This is a genomic window from Paenibacillus sp. J22TS3 (assembly GCF_018403205.1).
Classification (GTDB): domain Bacteria; phylum Bacillota; class Bacilli; order Paenibacillales; family Paenibacillaceae; genus Fontibacillus; species Fontibacillus tuaregi.
The window spans coordinates 174,476-197,298 of sequence record NZ_BOSF01000005.1; the positions used below are offsets into that span (position 1 = coordinate 174,476).

General features: G+C 46.6%; 19 protein-coding genes. 5 read left to right on the forward strand and 14 right to left on the reverse strand.

Going from position 1 to position 22,823, the window contains the following annotated elements:
* Positions 1-3: 3 nt before the first annotated feature.
* Complete coding sequence (locus tag KJS63_RS17195) at positions 4-447, reverse strand: SgcJ/EcaC family oxidoreductase (protein WP_213620235.1); 444 nt, start codon at positions 445-447, stop codon at positions 4-6.
* Between the two features lie 214 nt (positions 448-661).
* Between KJS63_RS17195 and KJS63_RS17200 the strand changes: the two genes are divergently transcribed.
* The gene (locus KJS63_RS17200) at positions 662-1,171 is read left to right on the forward strand and encodes a MarR family winged helix-turn-helix transcriptional regulator (protein WP_213620236.1); all 510 of its coding nucleotides are present in this window, start codon (positions 662-664) and stop codon (positions 1,169-1,171) included.
* 308 nt (positions 1,172-1,479) lie between these two features.
* On the opposite strand, the gene helD is transcribed toward KJS63_RS17200, so the two are convergent.
* Positions 1,480-3,897, reverse strand: coding sequence for an RNA polymerase recycling motor HelD (gene helD / locus KJS63_RS17205; protein ID WP_213620237.1), 2,418 nt, complete (start codon positions 3,895-3,897; stop codon positions 1,480-1,482).
* Positions 3,898-4,268: 371 nt separating this feature from the next.
* Here helD and KJS63_RS17210 point away from each other — a divergent pair, with 371 nt between their 5' ends.
* A complete protein-coding gene (locus KJS63_RS17210) occupies positions 4,269-4,922 on the forward strand; it encodes a glycosyltransferase (protein ID WP_213620238.1) in 654 nt (217 codons plus the stop codon).
* 80 nt (positions 4,923-5,002) lie between these two features.
* Here the strand turns inward: KJS63_RS17210 and KJS63_RS17215 are convergent, their stop codons facing one another.
* The 4 genes from KJS63_RS17215 to KJS63_RS17230 form a co-directional block, all read right to left on the reverse strand.
* Entirely contained in the window at positions 5,003-5,944 is a 942-nt protein-coding gene (locus KJS63_RS17215) for a phosphotransferase enzyme family protein (protein ID WP_213620239.1), read from the reverse strand.
* A gap of 181 nt (positions 5,945-6,125) precedes the next feature.
* Entirely contained in the window at positions 6,126-8,318 is a 2,193-nt protein-coding gene (locus tag KJS63_RS17220; protein ID WP_213620240.1) for a DEAD/DEAH box helicase, read from the reverse strand.
* Positions 8,315-9,634 (reverse strand): ATP-binding protein, encoded by a 1,320-nt coding sequence (locus KJS63_RS17225; protein WP_213620241.1) that lies wholly within the window; start codon positions 9,632-9,634, stop codon positions 8,315-8,317. The genes KJS63_RS17220 and KJS63_RS17225 overlap by 4 nt, the downstream gene beginning before the upstream one ends.
* A 10-nt stretch (positions 9,635-9,644) precedes the next feature.
* The gene (locus KJS63_RS17230; protein ID WP_213620242.1) at positions 9,645-11,144 is read right to left on the reverse strand and encodes a TerB N-terminal domain-containing protein; all 1,500 of its coding nucleotides are present in this window, start codon (positions 11,142-11,144) and stop codon (positions 9,645-9,647) included.
* 364 nt (positions 11,145-11,508) lie between these two features.
* On the opposite strand from KJS63_RS17230, the gene KJS63_RS17235 reads away from it, so the two are divergent.
* Entirely contained in the window at positions 11,509-12,333 is an 825-nt protein-coding gene (locus KJS63_RS17235; protein ID WP_213620243.1) for an AraC family transcriptional regulator, read from the forward strand.
* A 42-nt stretch (positions 12,334-12,375) separates the two neighbouring features.
* Here KJS63_RS17235 and KJS63_RS17240 read toward each other — a convergent pair whose 3' ends face one another.
* The 4 genes from KJS63_RS17240 to KJS63_RS17255 form a co-directional block, all read right to left on the reverse strand.
* Complete coding sequence (locus KJS63_RS17240; RefSeq protein ID WP_213620244.1) at positions 12,376-13,380, reverse strand: aldo/keto reductase; 1,005 nt, start codon at positions 13,378-13,380, stop codon at positions 12,376-12,378.
* Positions 13,381-13,720: 340 nt separating this feature from the next.
* Positions 13,721-14,917, reverse strand: coding sequence for an MFS transporter (locus KJS63_RS17245; protein ID WP_244862662.1), 1,197 nt, complete (start codon positions 14,915-14,917; stop codon positions 13,721-13,723).
* Between the two features lie 66 nt (positions 14,918-14,983).
* Positions 14,984-15,538, reverse strand: coding sequence for a MarR family winged helix-turn-helix transcriptional regulator (locus KJS63_RS17250; protein WP_213620245.1), 555 nt, complete (start codon positions 15,536-15,538; stop codon positions 14,984-14,986).
* Between the two features lie 99 nt (positions 15,539-15,637).
* Positions 15,638-16,213, reverse strand: coding sequence for a TetR/AcrR family transcriptional regulator (locus KJS63_RS17255; RefSeq protein WP_213620246.1), 576 nt, complete (start codon positions 16,211-16,213; stop codon positions 15,638-15,640).
* 196 nt (positions 16,214-16,409) lie between these two features.
* Here KJS63_RS17255 and KJS63_RS17260 point away from each other — a divergent pair, with 196 nt between their 5' ends.
* On the forward strand, positions 16,410-17,150 hold the full coding sequence (locus tag KJS63_RS17260) for a ketopantoate reductase family protein (RefSeq protein ID WP_244862663.1): 741 nt from the start codon (positions 16,410-16,412) through the stop codon (positions 17,148-17,150).
* Positions 17,151-17,473: 323 nt separating this feature from the next.
* Here KJS63_RS17260 and KJS63_RS17265 read toward each other — a convergent pair whose 3' ends face one another.
* The 4 genes from KJS63_RS17265 to KJS63_RS17280 form a co-directional block, all read right to left on the reverse strand.
* The gene (locus KJS63_RS17265; RefSeq protein ID WP_213620247.1) at positions 17,474-18,271 is read right to left on the reverse strand and encodes a histidinol-phosphatase; all 798 of its coding nucleotides are present in this window, start codon (positions 18,269-18,271) and stop codon (positions 17,474-17,476) included.
* Between the two features lie 43 nt (positions 18,272-18,314).
* Positions 18,315-19,169 carry a carbohydrate ABC transporter permease gene (locus tag KJS63_RS17270; RefSeq protein WP_213620248.1) on the reverse strand — a complete coding sequence of 285 codons (855 nt, stop codon included), beginning with the start codon at positions 19,167-19,169 and terminating at the stop codon, positions 18,315-18,317.
* A gap of 15 nt (positions 19,170-19,184) precedes the next feature.
* Positions 19,185-20,084, reverse strand: a complete 900-nt coding sequence (locus tag KJS63_RS17275; protein ID WP_213620249.1) for a carbohydrate ABC transporter permease — start codon at positions 20,082-20,084, stop codon at positions 19,185-19,187.
* 78 nt (positions 20,085-20,162) lie between these two features.
* Positions 20,163-21,533, reverse strand: coding sequence for an ABC transporter substrate-binding protein (locus KJS63_RS17280; RefSeq protein ID WP_213620250.1), 1,371 nt, complete (start codon positions 21,531-21,533; stop codon positions 20,163-20,165).
* A 336-nt stretch (positions 21,534-21,869) separates the two neighbouring features.
* Between KJS63_RS17280 and KJS63_RS17285 the strand changes: the two genes are divergently transcribed.
* Complete coding sequence (locus KJS63_RS17285) at positions 21,870-22,718, forward strand: AraC family transcriptional regulator (RefSeq protein WP_213620251.1); 849 nt, start codon at positions 21,870-21,872, stop codon at positions 22,716-22,718.
* Positions 22,719-22,823: the final 105 nt, after the last annotated feature.

Here is a 22,823-nt window from a genome sequence, read left to right on the forward strand (position 1 = left end):
GCTTTACTTGCTAAGCTTCGTAAACAATTTTTGCATCAGACCTGGCCCCGAGATCCGGCTATTCTGAAAAGCGGCTATCTTCCACTCGCCATTTTGTTTGACGGCGATGTTCGTATTGATAGAGTCTCTTTTCTTCGGGGCCGTTTTTTGCCATCTGAGTCTGACGACGCCCAGTCCGTGGAAAATCGCGATCTCCGGCGTAATAAAGCGAATCTTCTTAATCTCGCCTTCCAAAGCCGAACCTCTCAATACGCTGTTCCACAGCTCTTGATGTGTATCAGCAATCGCCTTTCTCCCCTGCAAATGTTCGCCTTGAAACGTAACATAATCGGCATCCTCTGTAAAACAGACGCCATAAGCCTCCCCGTCTCCTCTGTCCCAAGCCAACTTCAGCCTTTCGAACAAGCTCTCGATCTCTCCGGTACCATGTGCGTTACGAATATTCATTCTATTCACTCTCCCATTGTGATTTATGGCCTGTAAAGCGAATTGTCTCTTCCACTTACAGAGCCCTCTTCGTTATTTACTCAGCTTAAATTTGGCGGACACTTTAACCTTGTGGTATACTGAAGGCACAATTAATCTTAATTAACAAACTTTCTTAATTCATTATTTATCTTAATAAATTAAGTTAAATTCATAATAACTTGGAGGTTTTGTCATGTCAAGAACTATTTCTCCAGATTTTCCTGACCTCACCCCGACACAGCAGTCGTTACTTCACGAATTACGCCAAAACAGTGCGCGGGCCGTTATGATGCACCAACTCATTTCTGAAAAATTAGGCCTGAATGCGACCGATCACAAGTGCCTTGATTTTTTGAACCGTGCCGGGCCTGTTACCGCCGGACAATTGGCTCAGTTAACCGGATTGACAACCGGTGCGGTAACCAATGTCATCGATCGATTAGAGCAAGCGGGTTATGTCATTCGGGATAAGGACCCGAAAGACCGGAGACGTGTTGTGGTCAAACCAGCTGAAGGCAGCTCGGCCCAAATTTCTCCCTTGTTCAATTCAGTGATGCATTCAACCATAAAGATCCTTTCACGTTATGATGAACAGGAAACCAATCTTATCCTTGAATTTATCCGCTTATGCAATGAAATGACGCTGGCTGAAATGGAAAAAATGAAAGATTCAACTGACTTCAACCAGACCTCGGTGGAATAAAATTACCGCCTTTGGGCAATAGCAAATAAGCCTTGGCCAACTATCGGCCAAGGCTGTTAGTATTCAGGCGGATCGAAGCCGATTCGCGCCTGGTGAAGCAGCAACGGGCGGCATCGGATGATCCCTGCTGTAGATTGCGTTCTACCTGCAACCGCGGCTTGCGTAAGCGAAGTGCCTTTTATGATACCCGAGGTCACGAGGCATCGAACAGGTGGTTCATGTCGCCGCAGCCGGACGGGATGCCGCTGAAGCTCATCTGCTTGCTGAATCCTGATCGCGTGTTTACCGCGGAAGAACAGGCCCCTGCGTCAGCAGGGTGCTTTCTCGTACAAATCCTCAGGCAATGCCTGCACGAACGGCGACCAATCGCCCGTTGTATAAAGATGAAGCCGATGCATGGCCCGCGTACACGCAGTATACAGAAGCTTGCGTTCGTTATCCCGGCCATAAGCTTCAGGCGAAGCATCGTACACCAGGACTGCATCAAACTCAACACCCTTGGCTAGATAGACGGGAATAACCATCGTTCCTTTCTCAAAGGTGGCTGTATCCTTTGTAATAAGATGCAATTCATCTCCTCCTTGCATCTGTAACGATTCAAAGGCTGTACGGCTTTCAGCTGCGGTCTTCGTAATGACAGCAATAGAGCCGAAGCCTTCGGCCTTAAGTGCAGCGATATCCTGCAATAATCTGGAGTCACGTTTCTTGTTGTCTTCTACTCTGGCAAGTAGAGGCTTCGGTCCGCTCCTTTCAAAGGGGATGATTTCGGACTCATCAGAGAGCAATGCTCTTGTAAACTCCACGATCTCCCGCGTTGAACGATAGCTGCGCACAAGCCGGATCAGACTTGTCTCGGCTTCGCCATAAAGCCGGTGCAGCGGCGAATCCGACTCCTGCAAGTTTGTAGCCTGCGCAAAGATTGCCTGCCCGAAGTCTCCGAGTACAGTCATGCGGGCACGAGGAAAAAGCTTCTTGAGATATTCATATTGAAACAATGAATAATCCTGGCCTTCATCAACAAAGACATGACGAATCTCAGAGTTCGTTCGAATACCCTCGATCAGTTCTTTTAAATATAAATACGGAGTCGCATCCTCATAAAATAATTCGAGCTGCCCCAGCTTCTCTTTGGTTTGCTTGCAAATTTCAGACCATAAAGCAGGGATCTCCACCTCATTCGTCATGCTCTGATATGCCAATTCATCGTCAAACAATTGGGCGTAGAGGCCTTGAACATTAATAAACGATAACTTCTTTACACCTTGCTTTAACGGCTTAAAGCTCATTTTCACAATCTCTTGGCTGAGCAGATTCTCCTCACGCTCAGCGAAGTCGAAGTCGCCTTCATCTTCCCGGCGCTTATTGGTTATTTTCTCGTAAACTACGGCGTAATGCTCGGCAATATCGAAGACCTCCCTCTCCTTATGCAGGGCACCGAAAGCTTCCGCATACTGCTCGTTATCGAGATATTGGAGCTCCTCTTCTACCCAGGCCGCCCCTCGCTCCTTGCGTTCTAATTGTGCTAATTGCTGCAAAAGCCATTTCTGCAGCAGACTAACACGATTAGCCAACCGCAACGAGGGATCATAACTGTAAAATTGCGATTTCATTTGCTCCGCAGTGATCAGATCACGGCCTCGAAACCGGATGCTGTTGAATAGCATTCCTTCCCTTCCTAACCACTGTGCATAGTTCTGCAGGGCCCGCAGGAACGTCTCGGACGCCTTGTATTTAATTCCCTGAAGACGGGCTTCATAATCTGGAGTTGATTGTGGGCTCAGCACATACTCGATCTGATCGAAGGGATCCTCCAGGCGTAAGGATGAGCCAAGCCAGTATTCCAGATACTCCTGTAATGTCGTTTGCTGCATATTCTCCTCGCCAAGCTCAGGAAGGACGGAGGATACATAACTGTTAAAGATCGCATTCGGCGAGAAAAGCACGATCTGGTCGGCTTTAATCGAGTCGCGGTTTTTGTACAGTAAATATGCGACGCGCTGCAAGGCCGCTGAGGTCTTCCCGCTTCCAGCCGCGCCCTGAACAATGAGCAGCCGGCTATGATCGTTACGGATGATGGCGTTCTGCTCCTTCTGGATAGTAGATACAATACTCTTCATTTGCGAGTTAGCGCCTTTAGCCAGCATCTCCTGAAGTATCTCGTCGCCGATCGTTACGTTAGCATCAAACATACGTAGGATCTGTCCATCTTGAATTTGATACTGCCGTTTCAGTTCCATCTTACCTGTGATCGGTCCGCCCGGTGTGATGTAAGAGGCTTCACCGGGAGTATAATCGTAGTAGAGACTGGCGATGGGAGTACGCCAATCATACACAAGAAAGCTCAGGCCATCTTCGTCAATGAAGGAAGATACGCCGATATAAATCTGTTCGCTCAGATTCAAGCCGTCCTCTAGAAAATCAAAGCGGCCGAAATAAGGAGAAGGGAGCAGCCGGTTTAAATTCTTCCACTGCTGCGTCAGAAGCCGGTGGCCACGCTCCCGCTCGGATAACACCGCAGCTTGTTGTTTGATCGTATAAAATGTTTCTTCAAAGTCCTCGTCCGTACTCGTATTCACCGTAACTTCTTCCCAGAATCGTCGGCGAATCTCGGCAGCCTGATCACGCATGCCGGTAACCATCGGTTCCAACTCGTCGATCTTAGCCTTCAGTTTTTCCCTAACCTGCTCCAGCCGTTCTTGTTCGGTCTGCCATTCCTTTGCTTCCATATTTTCTGAACACTCCTTCTCAGTCTTGTCTGGAAAAAAAGAGCATTGACAAATCAGAGGTCACTGGTGTAAGATGAAATTAGGAATAGTAATTATAGTCTTACACTTATTTAACTCAATGCTGTCAATAGCGCTCTTCATTATAACATGAAGTGCTGTTTTTGTGTTATTTTTTATGGAGCCTGGCCGAATTGGCCAGGCTTTTATTTTTTTCGCATATTTGAACTTACGAACTTACCTGCACATTCCCCATAGGAATTTGCTCTAACATTTGCCCCTTTTCTATCTTGCGATCGCTGCATAAAACCGGAAATTTCCACCATAATAAGACAGCCTGTTTTATTGCATAACTTACAAAGGAGCAGATTAATGTGAACAATAAATCGTTAGTGGCGTTGATGCTAGCCTTGGCGCTCGTATTTGGCATGACGCCAGCAGCACCTGTTCGTGCGATGACGGCGGATGCAAAGAAGGACACAACTTGCCTGAGTCCCAAAATGGTGCAGCTGAAAGTTGATATGCAGAAGGTCTGGATCGATCATACGATATGGACAAGAAGCTATATTGTCAGTGCCGTATCCAATCGTCCCGACCAGAAGGACGTATTGGACCGGCTCTTGCGGAACCAGCAGGATATAGGCAATGTGATCAAGCCTTATTATGGGGAAGCCGCCGGCAACAAACTGGCTGATCTTCTAAGGGAGCATATTCTGATTGCAGCGAAAATTGTAGAGGCGGCCAAATCGGGCAATCAGGAGAATGTGAAAAAGTTAGAGGCGGATTGGCATAGAAACGCCGACGATATCGCCAAATTTTTAAGCGCAGCAAATCCGAATTGGCAGTTTAAAGAGCTGCAGGATATGCTGTATACACACCTTCAGCTGATTACGGAAATCGTCCTTGAATGTCTCAAAGGAAATTGGAAAGCGGATATTGCAGCGACCGACAAAAATGAAGTTCATATGATTCATTTAGCAGACATTCTGACAGAAGGCATTGTCAAGCAGTTCCCTGAAAAATTCTAAGTAACCGCTATGCTGTAGACGCTAGCCTTTTATAGTCAACCGAAGTGGCAGCTATAAAAGGCTTTTTTATAATTTTAAGCTCAACCTAATAAAACAGTTAGAAAAGGTGAGTCGTTGATTAACGATAACTCCATATTTTTAAGATACTTAAGTTGTTGTTCTGTGAGTTGGCTCTTATCTGCATATAGTGAATGATATGTAAAAGAGTAGAGATGTCTGTACTCTATAAAATAGTTAATATCCTTGATAACATCCGTATTTGTGTTCCCTCTACCATATCCATTCATGAAAGCATCAAAAAAGCGCTTCGCGAACTCATCCCTTTCGGGTTGAGCTACAGTTAATGCAGTATGGTAAATCGCGATTGCAATATCATAAGCGAACCAGTGGTACTCGCTGTCTCCGAAATCGATGGCATACACTGAACTATTTGTAACAATTAAATTTCCGCAATGAAGATCGCCATGAATTAGCCCGAAGTTATCTTTTGATATCGGTAGATTTTCAAACTCTTTATTATATCGTGCCCACTTTTGAATCAGTTGAGGATTAAGTTCGAGAGCACCTAATTCTATAAGTATTTTGTTATCATTCCACATAGGACGACTATTCTTAGCTGAATAGTTCTTAGAGGCGGAGTGGATTTTACCCATCAGCTCCCCCCATTTCTCAAAAAAAGCCCCTCCCCAAATCTCCGTATCCTTTGGAGTAACATACACCCCATTTACTTTTTGAAAAACAACGAAATAGTAATCATCATTAACTTCTTCAATATAGTCGGTTCCATTGATATACAAAGGCTTAACTACATCTATACCTTTCATATGTAAATAATTCAGCCACTCCAACTCAGCCAATAGGCTCAATTCGGAGCTAACAGATTTCTCCAGTATCTTCACGATGAACTTCTCATTCTGGCCAGCTTCAAATACGTTATCATTATATCCCCTTAGGAGCTTAGTATCTAAGGGGTGTATCCCAAGTCGAGCAAATACTTCATTGGTTACCACTTGGCTTATCATATAATCCCTCCTAGACATTACTAAAGGTTATACAATATATTACATTGTTGTTAGTATTATTGCTAACACGCTATCCTGCTCCCACGAATAATGAGGCGCACCTGATGGTGCACTGAGCAGCTCTACAAGCCCTAAAAAAGGCAGCTAAATACGACTATTTAAGCTGCCTTTTACTTTTAATTTACTGTATACGCTCCCACCCCAAGCTGACAGCAAGCCCTTTAAGGTCCAGTCCGTCGGCAATAAAAGCGCTTCGCACTAATTCGGGCGCGACAAATTCGTCATACTTCCCTAAGTATGGAGCCTCCTGGTCATCAAGCAGCTGCTCCTCATGGCAGGTTCTGCACGCGGAGATGATTTCCTGAAGAAGTGTGGCTGCATCGCTTGGCCCTGACACAATCATATAATAAGGCTCCATCGGTACAACCGATCTTAAGGAAAGCCTAGTGGAAAGGGTGTGTTTTAGCAACCGTTCCATTGTGCGGAATTGTTTGCTTCCAATCCAGGGAAGAATGAACAAGGAGTCCCCTCCCGCTGGCACAATAATCTCCTTGAGCAGCCCGCTTTCTCTTGCCAAACGCCGGGCTCTTTCCAAACGGTTCACCGCTTCAGGTGAGAGATACGAGTAAATCTCCCCGCTGGCCAACACTTCCCTCATCTTCTGAGTGACAATGGTATGAATATCCCCACCTGAACCAAGCCACAACGTATCGACTTTCCCTTTGGCTGCTTTAACGTACACTGCCTTGTGTTTCGTATCCACCTCAACGACTTTCCACAGCTTTCCGGCAAGAGAGAAGCAGTAACCAGGCGGCGGGACGGTGGTGATGGAACCAAGTTCCTCAGAGCCGTTGTAGACGGAGTGTTCTTCATCATCTTTAAAGACGGCATAAAACCGGAAATTATTCACGATCTTTTCCCCAGTAAGGCCAATGATCAGAGTCTTGTCCTCTGTCCACTGGATGTGATCCGTTTGTATCAGATAGTTGAGCAATGTTCTATATTGGTCTGGAGTCACGTCGCTAAAGGAAGGAAGCGTCAGTATTGTCTTCGCTAAATCGCCAGGCTCAGCTTCCCCCATGCTCTTAAGTACGCTCATGGTCTGATGGTACAGCGTCCCGATCGGAAGTTTGCGGGCCTCCAGGGGTTCTACCCATTTATGCCGCACATACAGCTCGATAACGGCAATTGCCCGGAGCAGTGTCCACGGAATGCGGGCCGGCAGCGGCGCTTCTTCGTCTTCCTCCTCTTGAATGACAAACATCATTTCTGAGGCTTTATCTTCACGCCGGCCGGAACGACCTAGCCGCTGTACAAAGCTGGATGAGCTGTAAGGCGCGCCGAGCTGCACGACCCGCTCCAGCTCCCCTAAGTCGATACCTAGCTCCAGTGTTAGAGTGGCAGCCGCAACGGCGGGTCCAGGACCACTCTTGAGCGCATTCTCTGCTTCCTCCCGGAGCATGGCTGAAATGCTCCCATGATGCACGTGAAATATATCCGGTTGCTGCCGCCGGGCGGCTACCCTTCTCATTTCCAGCGTGGTCAGCTCCGCATCCGACCGGCTGTTTGTGAAGATCAGGGCTTTTTTAAGATGAGTGCTGTCATAGATATGGTTATAGTAAGCCTTTCTGACATTCTCCAGCTGCTCTGCCTGTTCCTCGTCACGGGCGTCCGGGAAAGAAAAGTGATCTACCCGCAACCGAAGCTTACGACCGGCACCAGCGGTAACAACCTCCACGGCCTGCGGGCTTCCAGCACCCAGCCAAGCCTTTGCCGAATCATAGTCGCTCAGCGTTGCGGATAGTCCGATTCTGCGGGGGTGAGCACCTGTCATACGCTCAATACGGCTAATCTGGCTTAACACCTGGATTCCCCGATCCGCCCCCATGAAGGCATGAACCTCATCCACGATGACATATCTGAGATCGCCGAAGAGAGCCGTGATCGCGTTCGGGCGGTTCATCAGAAGCCCCTCCAGTGATTCGGGGGTGATCTGAAGAATACCGGACGGATTACGCATGAGCTTTGTTTTCTCGGATTGGGAAACATCTCCATGCCAGTGCCAAACCGGAATTCGGGAGCTCTGCAGGAGATCCTTAAGCCGTTCAAATTGATCATTAATCAGTGCCTTTAATGGACCAATATAAAGAATGCCTACGGACCTGGAAGGCCGTTCGTACAATTCAGTTAAGGCGGGGAAAAAGGCTGCTTCCGTCTTTCCTGAAGCTGTGCCTGCCGCAATAAGTAAGTGATGTGAAGTTTCAAAACAAACGCGGCACGCTTCAACCTGAGCAGGTCTGAGCGAATCCCACTTCTTTTTATAAATAAATTCCTGAAGAAACGGAGCAAGCCTGTAGAATGGATTCTGAGTCATAGTTCAAACTCCGAGAGAAAGTCGCTAACCTCATCCGGATCAGCGTCCGCCGGCTGAACTGTTCTCTCCCCAACAAGCTTTGCAAATGAGACTTCCGGATTCTGGTGTAACGTGTGAAGGAGATCCATGAAATCCCGGATCACTTCCCGCGGTGTGAGCAGCTGATCGGCCCCGAGCCGTCCAACGGCTGTTTGCATAAAAGCAATAAGCTCCTCATTGGTCAAGGCAGGCGCATATCCAAAATGCTGGCCATGAATCTGGGTAAGCTTCAGCAGCAGGATTAAGATTTCCTCATGAGACAGCATGTCGAGTTTAAGAATCGGGCCGGTGTAGTTCATGTACCCTTGATTGGCATATCGCCCTTCGATCAAGCGGGAACGAAGCGCTTCGTAACTGAACAGACCTCTTCGTTCATCCTCTATAAATTGCGGTGTCCCGCCGATGAAGATTCCCAGATTCGCCGCCTTGCCCTGCATGGTATCGTTAAATATGGTAAGCAGCTTTTCATAGTTGCTTTGCCGGGAGACACTATTCGTAATTTTATATAAGTTAACGGCTTCATCTATAAACAGCAGAAGTCCTTTATATCCTAACTGTGACGTAAACTCCGCCCAAAGCTTGATGTATTCGTACCAATTCTCATCATCAATAATTACACCCACATTGAGCTCCCGCTTCGCCTCGGTCTTGGTCGGGAACTCCCCTCGAAGCCATCGGAGGGCGGCCTGCTTCTGGTTATCATCTGCAAGCTTGTAACCGTTCCAATAGATGGACAGCACCCTCGCAAAATCAAATCCATGCACCAGGCTTTGCATCTCTGCTGTAATAGCAAAAATCCGTTGTTCGACTTCCAGGTTCAGCGCAGGATCACCTGGGCGAAGCCCCAGCTCCTTCATCGCTTCCTGCTGAATTGAGGCAATCCACTTCTGCAGGATAGATTCAAGAGCCCCGCCGTCCGGCCGGGTCCGGGTGGAAAGGTGCATCATTAACTCCCGGTAGGTGGCTAAGCCTTGCCCCTTTGTGCCTACGAAACGCCGCTCGGGAGACAGATCGGCATCCGCGACGACAAAATCCCGGTCCATCGCATAATTCCGGATCGTTTGGAGCAGAAAGCTCTTCCCGCTCCCGTATCGTCCGGTAATAAACTTAAAGGCTGCTCCTCCCTCCGCTATGTTCTCCATATCTCTCAAAATTGCCTCGACTTCAGCTCTGCGGCCAACTGCTACATGCTCCAGTCCTACACGCGGGACAACCCCTGCGGTAAGGGAATTGACAAGCGCCGTGGTAAGCCGCTTAGGTATTTTCTGTTCACTCATAGGATCATAATCACCCTTTCAAGGTCTTCACGTAATCCAAATAATCTTCAACGACACCATCTTCAGACACGATAAGATCACCAATATGCTCCATTGCGGCATGGTTAATCTCATCGATAATAAGTGCCGGAAGCGTTCCATAATCTTCGGCCAAGCGGGTTAGCTCCGGGGAGTCACTCATGAGAGTCAGCAAAGCTCTTAAATGAACCTCTTCCAGAGCTTCCGCAAGAAGCGACCACTCCTCTCCAAGGGTTCCCGTATCCCATCCCCATCCTGCTGAAGGAACCTCGGGGTTATCATGATCCATAGCCGAACTGTCCGGCTGATCTATCAAGCCACTCACGGAATCTTCATGCGTATGGATCTCCTCATATGTCTCGGCCGGAGCTCCCTCTTCTTCAACGGTTAACATCTCACGCACATACTCCGTATCCTGCTGCAGCTGGATCAATCTCTCTGTGTCAATTTGGATGACTGACTGAGTAGTTTTCCGGTTGTATTCTTTAGAAAGATAACGATCAATCAGGAGCTCCACTTGAGGCTCTAGCTCAATTCCTTTTAAGCGCCCTTTAAAGCCCAGCTGTTTCCGGAGCCTATTCTCGGCAAACTTGAGAACCTGAGTTATGTACTGCCGCAGAGGAGCATGATTACGGACAGGCAAGCGGCTCACGGAGATGGTGAACCCGGACAAGGTGCTGTCATAAATTGCGCTGCGGAATAGGTACCGCTGAGTCCTCTGCTCCGTTTCAGGAGAGAACAAGTCAATTAATCGCATGCTAGACATTTTGGTCACATAAGCATCCACAACCGCCATAATACGAGGAATGTAATATTCAAGGTCCACCTTGCCTTCCCCTTGGAAAAACCGGCTTCGTTTCATGTCATAATCACTTAGGGTTAAAAGCATGTCCATTGAGATCTGGAGTGGCGATTCCCGGAATTTGCTTAACAGCAGCATATCAAGAAATTCGCCAGGGAGCCTTTCCGGTTCTCTTTCAAGCGAGGTAAGATGATCCGCCTCAAGAGCTAGGTCATGGATTAAAGTGAAATCAAAGATCCACTCAAACAAATAGTTCTGGAGCTGATGAAATGTCCCCCCGTAGTGCGTTAACAGCCGGATCAGCTGCGTAAGTCCGCTTATGGGCTCGGTCCAGCCAACCCCATTAATAAGTTCATAGACATGGAGAAAAATGTAGGACAAATCCGTCTGGGGAAACCGGTTATTCCGGACTTCTGATCTCCAGAAGAAGTACCATTGTTGCTGAGGATCGGTCATGTCGTTATAGGTGGGCCAGTAACACATAAACGGAACAAAAGGTGCGGGATCTCCAATGCGGTCCGCGAGGACTTTGGCCTGATTGGTAAAGCGCTGCTCCCGGGTTTCATTTTCTATGGACACATTCCTAGTAATCCCAAGGTTCGAAAAAGTGTTTACGGGAATGCTCGTCCCCGTTTCTTCTTCATCAAGATCAAACTCCGAAAAAAACAGGTCATCTGAGTTCCTTTTCATGCTTGAATTCACCTTCATCCAATATGGTTCCGATAATAGGGCGCTGGGGTTGCCGATTTCCGTCCCTCGTCAAAGCGAGAGAACACTTGTTTGTATTATATTCGAGTTCGGAATAGTTGCACAAGTATAAACACCACCACAGAACGAATAAGTCTGCCAGTTTGGAAAAGATATTTCAAATGAATCGGGCAGTATGGACCCGCAGCCCAACAAAAAAACCGAAGAATACCTCTTCGGTTTACGAAACGTTACGTCAGCGAATGGCTTATTCCCACTAACGTGTCAATTTAAAATATGTGTTTGTTTTGCTGATAAAAGCACGGAAATATGTCATGATGTAATATCATAGGAGGCGCATAACCATATGGATATTTGTTACTGTTATCACGGGAAACAAGTTTGTGAACCCGGCTACGCTTGGGGCCCTGGCATCAAAGGGCAATACAAAATCATGTTCATCCATGCGGGTAAGGGCTTGTACCAGATCGGCGGTCAGACCTTTCATCTTCAGCAAGGTCAAGGCTTTATTGTATACGATGACATTCTATGTTATATGGAGGCGGACCCAACCGACCCTTGGATTTATTCGTGGATTGCCTTTTCAGGTACTGGGGTTATATCTCTATTTGAGCGGGTACACATCTCTCCCCTTCAACCTGTGTTCAGATACTCTCCGTTGTTTTGGTCCGATCCTTATTTGGATGAATTATCCGCCTGCGACCAGAACCATAACACGTCTGAACTGCGAAGACAGAGCATTCTGTTCGGGTGTCTCGCCGATTGGATTGAAATGTTGATCGCAACGAGTCAACTGCTGCCCGAACCACGGCCCAAGGACGTGTACATCCGTAAAGCGGTCGAATTTATCCGAATGAACTATAACCAGAGGATTTCGATTTCCCAGGTGGCTCGCATGGTGGGGATTGACCGTGTCTATATGTCCGTGCTTTTCAAGGAAATTCTAGATGTTTCCCCACAACAATACTTGCTTAACCTGCGGATGGACAAAGCGGGCGAACTGCTGAACAACCCACATCTATCCATTGTGGAGGTCTCTCATTCTGTTGGCTATAGCGACCCGCTGCTGTTCTCCAAGATGTTTAAAAGAGTAAAGGGACAATCACCGTCACACTTTCGCGATGGGCTTAAAAGAGACAGGTCAATGGATCTTTCAACAATCCCCGACTGATTTGTCTGTTTAACGTATCAAGTTGTAAGTTTGCTTCAGCTTCTACCAGGGAACATCCCCGATATTATGCATAACCTGGTCGATCTCTTGAAGTTCTGCTGCTGATAAAGGATCCGCGTGAACCGCTTGCACGTTTTCCTCAATTTGACTTACACGGCTTGCACCAATCAGCACCGAATCGACGCCGCCTTCCCGCAGCGCCCATGTCAGAGCCATCTGCGCCAGCGTCTGGCCTCGGCGCTTCGCGACCGCTTCCAGCGAACGGAACTTATCAATCCGTTCTGCAGACACAGCCACCGGCTTCAGAGTACGAAGGCCTGTTTTAAACTCAGTTTCCAGCTTGTCGATATATTTCCCGGTCAACTGTCCGCGACCAAGCGGGCAGAAAGCTACCGTGCCGGCTCCAGCTTCAGCCAGTACATCCTGCAGCCCATTCTCAATCCAGCGGTTCAGCATCGAATACATTGGCTGGTGGACAAGCAGTGGTGTACCCAGGTCCTTAAGAATTGCAGCAGCTTGTTTAGTCTCCTCCGGTCCGTAGTTGGACAAACCGGCATATAGTGCCTTACCTGACTTCACGGCATGGGCAAGCGCCCCCATCGACTCCTCTATCGGGGTATCGCCATCAGGACGGTGATGATAAAAGACATCGACATAGTCGAGTCCCATCCGCTGAAGGCTGCGGTCGAGGCTTGCAAGCAGGTTTTTTCTTGATCCCCACTCACCGTACGGACCTGGCCACATATAGTAACCAGCTTTGGTTGAGATAAACAGCTCATCCCGGTAAGGCGCGAGATCCTTTCTCAGAACGCTTCCAAAGGTTTCTTCGGCCGATCCAGGGGGCGGGCCGTAATTGTTCGCCAAATCAAAATGTGTGATACCGAGATCGAAAGCGCGTAATATCATCGCACGACTATCCTCAAATGGCTTGTCCCCTCCGAAGTTTTGCCACAAGCCGAGCGAAACAGCTGGCAGCCTGACGCCGCTCCGGCCGATCCGTCGGTACTCCATTTTCTCGTATCGCTCCTCGTTCGCTGCATAAGTCATTTGGTTTCATCCTTTCTCATTCCTTGCCGGGATACCGATGTTGAACACCGAAATATGTACATATCTTCTTATCACATCTCCCACAAGGCATGTCATAAAGTTATAATCCTACTATTAGACAGCTCAAGTATATCTGATAAGTCTTGTGGATTGGAATGTCACTGTGATATAAGTGCATGTCATAATGTTATTTGAATCCGACATGAATTCTGGATGCAGAACCTGAACAGCAGTAACCTTTGAATAAAAAAAGTGGACATTTCCGCCTCTTTAGCAGCGGATGCCCACATAAGGTTTAACCTAAAAAATGCGATCTACGGGATTACAGCTATGTTTAATGTTATAGCGAAGGACTTTCCTTACGGATTAGGCAGGCAGCTAACAATCCCAGGCTGAGCACAAGCGCCAGCAAAATAAAGGTGAGTGGGTAACTGCCGGTTCTCAAGCATTGAATCGAAATCATGGGTCCCAGGCTCGTTCCAGCAAACAAGATAAACGTATAAGTCGATACCGCAACTCCCCGCGATTTGCCGCCAAATTGACCAACGAGCGAGACAAGGGATGGAACTGCAAGGGCAATGCCTGCTGTGAAAATGATACTCATCACGACGAGCAGCGGCAAATTGGAGATTAGCCCCAAAGAGGCCAGCCCGAGAATAGCTAACAATACCCCTCCCCGCAATACCGCCAGTGTGCCGAACCGGCCGGCAAGCCGTCCCGCATAAGGCGAGATCAACATTCCCAAAACACCAAAGGAGCGAACGTATAAAATCCCCTGATTATCCAGCCCGAATGTAGAGCCGTTTAAGTAATTTCCAAGCACGGTCGACATGCTAACGAAGGACATCAGCAGCACAAGTGCCACCAAATACGCAAAAATCAGATTTTTATGGGTGAAAACTCTGCCCATATTCCGAATCGGCTCCAGAATGCTGGAATTCGGATGCTGAGTATCGTCCTTCGGAAGGAACTTCAATATCAAAATAGCGGTGACCGTATATACAGCGGCCAGCAAATAAAAGACTGCGTTCCATCCAAGATGTTGACTGATGATTCCGCTCAAGACTTGCCCGACAATACCGGCAACCAGAAATCCTGTACTTATGAATCCAATTGCCGTTACCCGTTTCTGCGCCGGATACATCTCTACCGCATAAGCAAGCGCAACAGGGGAGAATGTTGCTGCCGCTGCACCCTGTAATCCCCGGAGTACGATAATCCAGGAGAAACTGTAGACTGTGCCGAGCAGCAAAGAAATGAAGGTTAGGGCAATCAATCCGATAAAGATCACTTTCTTGCGGCCGTACTTATCTGATACGGCTCCATATATCAGACAACCTAAGGCAAATCCCAAAGAGAAAATGCTTCCCGCAGCCGCAGCCTGCGTGGAAGATACACCGTAAATATCCGAGAACAGAGAAATGAGAGGAATAGTTACATATAGGCTTGACATGATAACCATGCCTGACCAGCATAACAAAGCTGTCATGAAAGAATAATTCCGTTTTGCCATGCTGGCAGCGGATGCTTGTGTCATAAAAGTACCTCTTTCATTATGATAATATAAAATTAGTTAGATAATCTAATCATATTCCGAAAAAAATTATCGCCCTCCTCCCATGCGTTTCTCCGCCAAGCGATGCAGTTTAATTAAAATTTGCTCAAAAGCCGCACTCTCTTCTTCGGTCAAGCCTTCAACCAAAGAGGCACAGGTTGACCAGAAGGTCGGAAGAACTTGCTTGACTAATTCGCGTCCCTCTTCCGTAATACTTACATGAATCATACGCCGGTCCAGATCGCTCTGGCTGCGGATAATCCACTTCCTCTTTTCCAGCCAATCGAGCAGAGCAGTTACCGAAGCCCGTCTGATGCCGAGTCGATCTGCAAGGGCGGAAGGAGTAATAAGGTCCCTTCCCTCATGCAGCACAAGCAGAAGCAATAAGTCCAGCTTGCTCTCTGTAATGCCGTAAGGGGCTAACTCCAGGTCCATGACATCAAGCACGTTGTCACTGAGCCACAGCATAAGCAGTCCCATATGAGCCGATTTACGTTCCGTATCTTTGGAGGCGGCCTTATTCATAAGCTCTAGATAAGGTCCAACACCAAGTGGCGGCAGTTGTTGATCCACCAAATGCTCTGTAGTTCTTTTTTTTCTCATTTGCTGATCCTTCGCAATTTAATTAGATTATCTAACTAAAAGAAATGTAACATAATTCATCAAGCGTTGCAAGTTAAATCAATATCACATACGCCCTATTTATTTATCATTGCCAATCAATCCAAATAACAGCAGACGATTCATCTCTGCCATCTTTTCTTTGTAATTACCTGATTTCGCCCAAGACAATTGGAGCGTTCCAATCGCATTTAACAGCTCCAATACCGTCTCCAGGGAAATGGAAGAGTGAATAACCCCTTCCTTCCGCGCAAGTTCAATAAGCTCTTGAAGCATATGAATTCGAATCTGATTTGTGTTTTCACTATAAAGACTCGATAACACCCGATCTTCTACAGCGCCAGGCGAACCAAGCAATTGAAAATCCTGTTCAGCGCAAATATCCATAATTCTAACGATTTTCTCCTTGAAATCGATGTTTTGACTCATGATCTCCTCGGCCATTCGAAGGGTGTTCTGCATCAAGACGTTGGCGCATTCTTTGACAATCCCTTCTTTACTGCCGAAATAGTTATACAGTGATACAGAGGATACACCGGACTCAGCAGCAATGTCCTTGATGCTGACATGAACGAAACCTATCTCTTTAAAGAGCTTTAAAGCGGCATTAACAACGGCTGTCTTCTTTTTCTGAGTCCTTATTTCAAATTTGTTCATTAGGCTTATCTCACATCCTGTTTCCCTAATCTAAAGTCAATATAACATAATCCGAGAAGTTTTTAAATATTGTGCTTAGAATTTAAAAACTATTGACAAACCCTTCTGCTCACAGATAGAATCGAGTTGTATTTTTGAAATATCAGACTAAATATTTAAAAAATTTTTTTAGTATACAAACAGATCGGAGGACAATATGAGGATTTTGGTTTATGGTGCAGGCGTATTGGGAAGCTATTTAGCTCACGAGTTAGTGCGCGGGGGGAATGATATCACCATGCTGGCTAGGGGGTCGCGGGCGGATGAGTTAGAGAAGAGCGGCAATGTGATCCGGCATTATTTGCAGCTTCGAACTACAGTTGATAAAGTGACCGTGATTCGAGAACTACTGCCGGGGGATATCTATGACCTTATCTTCGTTGTGATGAAATATCCGGATTTCGAAGCCGTCCTTCCTGCTCTTGCAGCGAATCACAGTACCCATGTCATCATTATGGGCAATAATGCAAGTCCCGTTGAAATGAGGAAATATTTGCAGACCAACAGCCCTGTTGAGAAAAAGGTTGCCTTTGCATTTCAGTCACTTGCCGGATGGAGAGAAACTGGCCGGGTGAACTGCGTGCGCGGCCCACAATTGGGCTTGGCTTATGGCGGCTTGGGGGAGCAGCTATCCTGGCGACCGGTTATGGACCAGGCCTTTAAGAACACGAGATATAACATGACCTACTATACAAATATGGATGAGTGGCTGAAAAGTCACTTCGTATTGATCCTACCCTTAAATCGCATTTCCGTCTCTTATCAAGGGGATCTGCGCAAAGCTGCCAAAGACAAGAGGCTGCTTAACTATGTAATGGATGCTATAGACGAAGGCCATCAAGTACTGAAAGAAAACGGTTATGCCATTATGCCTGCAGCTCAAGAACAATTTGTCTAGAGAAATCGCAAGAAGTTTGCTATTTTTGCTGAAAATTTTACTAAAAACCCCAATCGGTAGAACCATCCTAAGCGATAAGGCAGTGTCTTCGGGCGAAATGGACGCGCTATATCAAGCCTTTACTGACTTAAAGAAAGGAGCGGGCATTGCAACACCAAATTGGGATAAGCTGTACGAGTACGTCCCATCGCTATAACGATTTTTTAATGAGAATGTAAAAGACTTTATCCAAACGAGGTTACAAGATTGCACCCCGACTTGTATAAAGTCTTATGTTGTATATCACAAGATCAGGCTATAGCCCTCCTTGTTGTTTACGGTGTTCACCGAACGATCGGAACCATCAGCCGCTCACGATTGCGGAACACGGCCCACTCCCGGTAACCGATTTCATATAAATGTCTGCCGATCGCTGCGAAATGCTCGCCTACGCGCTCGGGTTCGTGCGCATCAGAACCAAAAGTCACCTTAACTCCATAATGGAGTGCGCGTTCCAGGAAGTAACAGTCCGGCACCCAATTGTCGTCTGAGGAATTAATTTCAATCACCACATCACTGGACGCAATCGCTTTCAAAGTGTCGTCGGCTGCTTCCGTACGCAGCTCCGAGTAACCATAGAAGTAACGGTTCAAAGAATCCACGTGACCCAAAATATCATATAGTCCAGATTTCGCGGACTGAGCGATATAATCATAGAATAAAGTTTTCACTGCCAGTTTCTCTGCGGCAGTCAAGCCCTCCCAATATTCCGAATCATAGATGCTTATACCTGCGAACTCATGCACGGAGCCAATGACATAATCAAAAGGATAAGCTGCAATGACCGAACGGTATAAATCCAGGTGCTTCGGCAAGAAATCAGCTTCGATGCCGAGCAGCACCTCTATTCTTCCTTTATACTCTTCCTTCAGCTTCAGAACCTCGTTAACATAAAGGGGAAACTCTTTCTTCGCCATGCATCCGCCTGAAGAAGGATGATCTTCTTCAGAGGCGAAAAGTGGCGTATGGTCGGAGATACCGATCATATCCAATCCCTGCTCTATTGCTGCTTCAATATAGTCTCTAACCGAGCCAACTGCGTGTCCGCAGCGCTCATGATGGGTATGGAAATCAAATTTCATGGGAAACCTCCGATAACTACATAATAATGGCTTAATAAATCAGTTAACCTTTAGAACCGGATATCACGATTCCTTGAATGAAGTACTTTTGTGCAAAGAAGAAGATGATCAACAGCGGTAGAATCGCGACCAGCGAAGCGGCCATCAGCAGGTTCCATGGCGTTGCCCCATATGCTGCTGTAAAATTGGCCAGACCAAGCGAAATCGGGTATTTTGTCATATCGTTCAAGTAAATGAGCGGTCCAAACAAGTCATTCCATCTCGATATCAGCTCCAATATAGCCGCTGTGGCAAAGGCCGGCATGGATAGCGGAATGAGCACGCGGAAATACATCGTAAAGTGATTACCCCCATCGATTTTGACGGCTTCATCCAACTCTCTCGTGATACCTAAATAAAATTGCCGCATCAGGAAGATCGTAAATGAACTTCCCGTAAAAGCCGGGATCACGAGCGGCAAATATGTGCCTGTCCAATGCAGCTTTGTAAACAGCAAATATTGCGGAATCAATGTGACTTGAGACGGAATCATCATCGTGCTGAGGACAAGCCCGAATAGCAGGAGGCTGCCGCGCGCCCGCAATCGTGCAAAAGCGAATGCAGCCATCGATGAAGAGAATACGACCGCAATTACCGTAACGGCTGAATACCACACGGAATTCCAGAGAAAGCGGCCTAATGGCGCATCAATGAAGATTTGCTTGAAATTGGACCACTGTAAATCAGTAGGAAACCACGTCATCGGAACCCGATGGATTTCACCAATCGTCTTAAGTGAAGTGGAGAGCATCCAAAACAACGGAAATGCGAATAAAAGAACACCACCGTACAAAAGAACATAAAGCACTACTTTGTTCAAGGGACGCACTTCGCCATATTTGTACGATTTACTTGGCATGATAAAGGCACCTCCTTACTTCGAGTCATATTCATAGTGGACGAATCTTTTGGAGCCCCACATCGAAACCAGTGTGAGTGCGAAAATCAGCAGGAATAAGATCCATGCTTGAGCAGAGGCATATCCCATCCGGAACTGTTTAAATGCAGTGTCGAACAAATAATAGACGTAGAAATAAGAGTTCCAGTCCGGACCACCCTTGGTAATCACGTAAGATTCCGTAAAAATTTGCAGAGACGCGATCATGCTGATAATGGTGTTGAATAGAATAACGGGTGAAATGAGCGGGACTGTAATTCTCCAGAACTTAGTGAAGCCATTCGCCCCTTCCAATGAGGCAGCCTCGAACAAATCTGCCGGGAGCGATTGCAGCGCCGCGAGAAAGATGACCATTGTGCTGCCCGAGGCCGTAAGCTGCATGAGAACCATGGACGGTACTACTGTACCGGGGCTCGTAAACCATCCCGGCCCTTCAATTCCGAACCAATCGTAAAGTACGGAATTCACAACACCGAACTGCGGGTTGAGCAGCCACGACCATAGAAATGAAACGGCCACCCCGGATACAATGCTGGGCGCGTAATACAGCGTGCGAAGCAGGGTTTGCCCCTTGATTCGATGATTAAGCAGAACCGCAATAATTAATGAGGTCAAAATGGTAAACGGTACGGCCAGCAAGCTGTAATAAAGCGTCACAGACAGCGATTTGTAAAACAGCCGATCCCCAAACAACTGGGTGTAATTGCTAACCCCTGCAAATTTCGGGGAAGAGATGACGTTATATTCAGTGAAGCTGAGCAGCAGCGAGAAAATAATAGGACCCCCAGTAAAGCAAACAAAACCAATAAACCATGGGGCTATAAAAAACCAAAACGACCTTTCCTCCCGCTTCATGGCGAGCGTAAGCTTTCTCATGGGTACCTCCTATTGCCGGGCGGGAACCGTAGTTGGTGGTAGTCCACGCCCGGTGTAATTTGCTTCAAGCTCTTGCTGTTAATGATTCAAATTTAGCGATAGGAGTTTATCCTTCAAGTTGTTCAAGCCGTCAGTCACACTCTCCTTGCCTCCCCACACCTGATAGAGCGACTGATTCATCGTTTCGAGAATGGTATTGAAGTTAACAATCAAGTGATTTTCTGCTTCACGTCCATATTTGATTGAACCTTCATGAACCTGTTTGAACGCCTTGGGATCCATGCCGACTTCTTTGCCCATTTTGTCATACCACAGCTTGAACAGGCTTGTATCCGCAGGTGTTCTCCCTACATCATTCATGTATTTGTAGGCACCGCCGCCCTCTGCCGGGTTAGCCAAATGCCGTACGAATTCCCATGCCTCGTCGGGATGTTTACTTGTTGCCGAAATGCTCCAAGGATCGACATATAATGGCACCTTGCGGCCCTCGTGATATGGAACAGCAGCAACCCCCCATTTGAAATCCGCTTGTCTGTAGGAGCCAAGTCCCCATCCTCCCGAAATGTACATGCCCACTTTGCCGGTAAGGAAAGGATCACCAAGTTGTTTAGACGCCTCGACCGTCTCTGCGTCTGGTGCGACTTTATACTTGTTGATCAGATCCACATTGAACTGCATGGCTTGGATATTCAAGGGCTTCGTAAGATCAGGCTCACCCATTACACCGGTCGTATATGCCTCTGGTTTGAACATGTCTCCACCGAACAACCATGTCATTTCGTTTGCGCTTAAAGCAGTGGAGAAGCCAAAAACCTGCTTTCGGGCGTTGCCCACATCATGAGACAATTTCTTCGCGGTTTCGAGCATTGTATCGAAATTCCACGACTTGTCATCCCAGTCCGTTGTAGGGTAAGGAAGGCCCGCTGCATCGAATAAGTCCTTATTGTAGTATAGGTAAGTCGCGTTGCTCACAAGAGGGACACCGTAATATTTGTCGTCAATTTTATAAATATTGAGCAGGTTCGGGTCCATCGTATTGAGCTCGGGGGCCCCCTTCTTGATATAAGGAGTCAGGTCCTTTAAAGCCCCCATCTTCATATATGTGGCAAAGCCGCTGTCCGCCTGGTTCGGATTCCACACATCGGGTGCGTTGCCACTGGCGATTAAGGTAGTCAGCTTTTGATCAAATTGATCATACGGAATATTCTCAAGCCGGACTTTCACATTGGGATGACTTGCTTCGAAGGTCGAGATCATGGTGTCCTGCCATGCCTTTTTATCCGGGTCTGTTGCCATCACCCACACGATCTCTGTCTTATTACTCTGGGCATCTGCACTATCCGACTTATTCGATCCGGATGTATCGCCGCAAGCAGACAGCACCGTGGAAAGGGAAAACAAGAGAAGCACACTCATCAGAAACCGATTTTTCGAGATTTGATTTTTCATGATTATTTTGCCCCCGTTATTAGACCAAATTTACAAACCACTTTAACTCGGAACCTCGAAAGCCCAGTTTTTACCTAATGTTAATAAAACTAACCCGAAAATACGAAAATCATTTTTACAAGTTTACACAATGTTAATAAATCTGACTTAAAACTTAAAATACCCAATTTTGTAATTTCTTTCTTTATGCATCACCTACTGTTTTTGCGCCTTGTTGCTATCAATATAGCATATGAAAATATGATTTTTCCGCACATATATTATCTATTTTCTATTTTTTCTACATATGTTATTATAACTATGAAATTCATAACATAACATGGTGGTGGTAGGTTTATGCACTCGGATTTTTATGAAGCTGCTAAATTCGATGTTAGTCGTGAGAGAAAATATAACACAAGCATGCCATCGCGTCATTATCACAACGGTTATGAGATTTTTTATTTGGTCTCTGGGGATATCAGCTATTTCATTGAAGATAAAAGCTACCAGGTAGTTGGGGGTGCTTTGCTGATCATCAATATGAATGAGATCCATAAGCTGGTCAATTCAAGTAAGGAGACCTTTGAACGGATTACGCTGCTGTTTCAGGAAGAGTTCCTCGAAGATATGTTTCCTTACAACGACAGTTTTCATGTGCTGTCCAGCTTTTCAAGCGGCAGAAATTTCATGCCTTTAAATGGCCAGGAACAAAGCTTTATTGAGAAGCATTTCGATAAAATGATCACCGAATTTAACAAGAAACCTCCCGGTTATGAGTATTATTTAAAGACGCTGCTGTTTGAGCTGCTTATTTTTATTTACCGCAAGACGTCAACGCTGCCTGCGCCCGAACCATCCAGAAGCAATCCGATTCACAAAAAAATCTTTGATATTGTAGATTATTTGAATCAAAATTACCACGAGCCCCAAACGATCCAAGGCGTTTCCAGCAAGTTTTTCATCAGTCCCTCTTATTTCTGTAAAATGTTCCGGGAGAATACCGGCTTCACCTTCACCGAGTATTTGAACAATGTCCGGATTAAGGAAGCTCGTCAGCTCTTAACCGGGAGCACTTTAAGAATAGCCGATATTGCCGAAAGGGTCGGCTTTGAGAGCATGACGCACTTCGGGCGCATTTTCAAAGATATCATCGGCCTGTCACCGCTTAAATACCGCCAGACCTATAAATCGGAATTGGATTGAGCTGAGAAACGCATTAAATTGTAAGTGTGACTGAAAATTTTATACTGAAATATAAAAAGAGCTGCCGGCATGGTCGGCAGCCCTAGTTAGGAACCCATGATTAAA

Bases quoted from the DNA above. Each gene is read 5' to 3' on its own strand.
- KJS63_RS17195 (WP_213620235.1), bottom strand. From the start codon at position 447: ATGAATATTCGTAACGCACATGGTACCGGAGAGATCGAGAGCTTGTTC.
- KJS63_RS17200 (WP_213620236.1), top strand. From the start codon at position 662: ATGTCAAGAACTATTTCTCCAGATTTTCCTGACCTCACCCCGACACAG.
- helD (WP_213620237.1), bottom strand. From the start codon at position 3,897: ATGGAAGCAAAGGAATGGCAGACCGAACAAGAACGGCTGGAGCAGGTT.
- KJS63_RS17215 (WP_213620239.1), bottom strand. From the start codon at position 5,944: ATGATAAGCCAAGTGGTAACCAATGAAGTATTTGCTCGACTTGGGATA.
- KJS63_RS17220 (WP_213620240.1), bottom strand. From the start codon at position 8,318: ATGACTCAGAATCCATTCTACAGGCTTGCTCCGTTTCTTCAGGAATTT.
- KJS63_RS17225 (WP_213620241.1), bottom strand. From the start codon at position 9,634: ATGAGTGAACAGAAAATACCTAAGCGGCTTACCACGGCGCTTGTCAAT.
- KJS63_RS17230 (WP_213620242.1), bottom strand. From the start codon at position 11,144: ATGAAAAGGAACTCAGATGACCTGTTTTTTTCGGAGTTTGATCTTGAT.
- KJS63_RS17235 (WP_213620243.1), top strand. From the start codon at position 11,509: ATGGATATTTGTTACTGTTATCACGGGAAACAAGTTTGTGAACCCGGC.
- KJS63_RS17240 (WP_213620244.1), bottom strand. From the start codon at position 13,380: ATGACTTATGCAGCGAACGAGGAGCGATACGAGAAAATGGAGTACCGA.
- KJS63_RS17245 (WP_244862662.1), bottom strand. From the start codon at position 14,917: ATGACACAAGCATCCGCTGCCAGCATGGCAAAACGGAATTATTCTTTC.
- KJS63_RS17250 (WP_213620245.1), bottom strand. From the start codon at position 15,538: ATGAGAAAAAAAAGAACTACAGAGCATTTGGTGGATCAACAACTGCCG.
- KJS63_RS17255 (WP_213620246.1), bottom strand. From the start codon at position 16,213: ATGAACAAATTTGAAATAAGGACTCAGAAAAAGAAGACAGCCGTTGTT.
- KJS63_RS17260 (WP_244862663.1), top strand. From the start codon at position 16,410: ATGAGGATTTTGGTTTATGGTGCAGGCGTATTGGGAAGCTATTTAGCT.
- KJS63_RS17265 (WP_213620247.1), bottom strand. From the start codon at position 18,271: ATGAAATTTGATTTCCATACCCATCATGAGCGCTGCGGACACGCAGTT.
- KJS63_RS17270 (WP_213620248.1), bottom strand. From the start codon at position 19,169: ATGCCAAGTAAATCGTACAAATATGGCGAAGTGCGTCCCTTGAACAAA.
- KJS63_RS17275 (WP_213620249.1), bottom strand. From the start codon at position 20,084: ATGAGAAAGCTTACGCTCGCCATGAAGCGGGAGGAAAGGTCGTTTTGG.
- KJS63_RS17280 (WP_213620250.1), bottom strand. From the start codon at position 21,533: ATGAAAAATCAAATCTCGAAAAATCGGTTTCTGATGAGTGTGCTTCTC.
- KJS63_RS17285 (WP_213620251.1), top strand. From the start codon at position 21,870: ATGCACTCGGATTTTTATGAAGCTGCTAAATTCGATGTTAGTCGTGAG.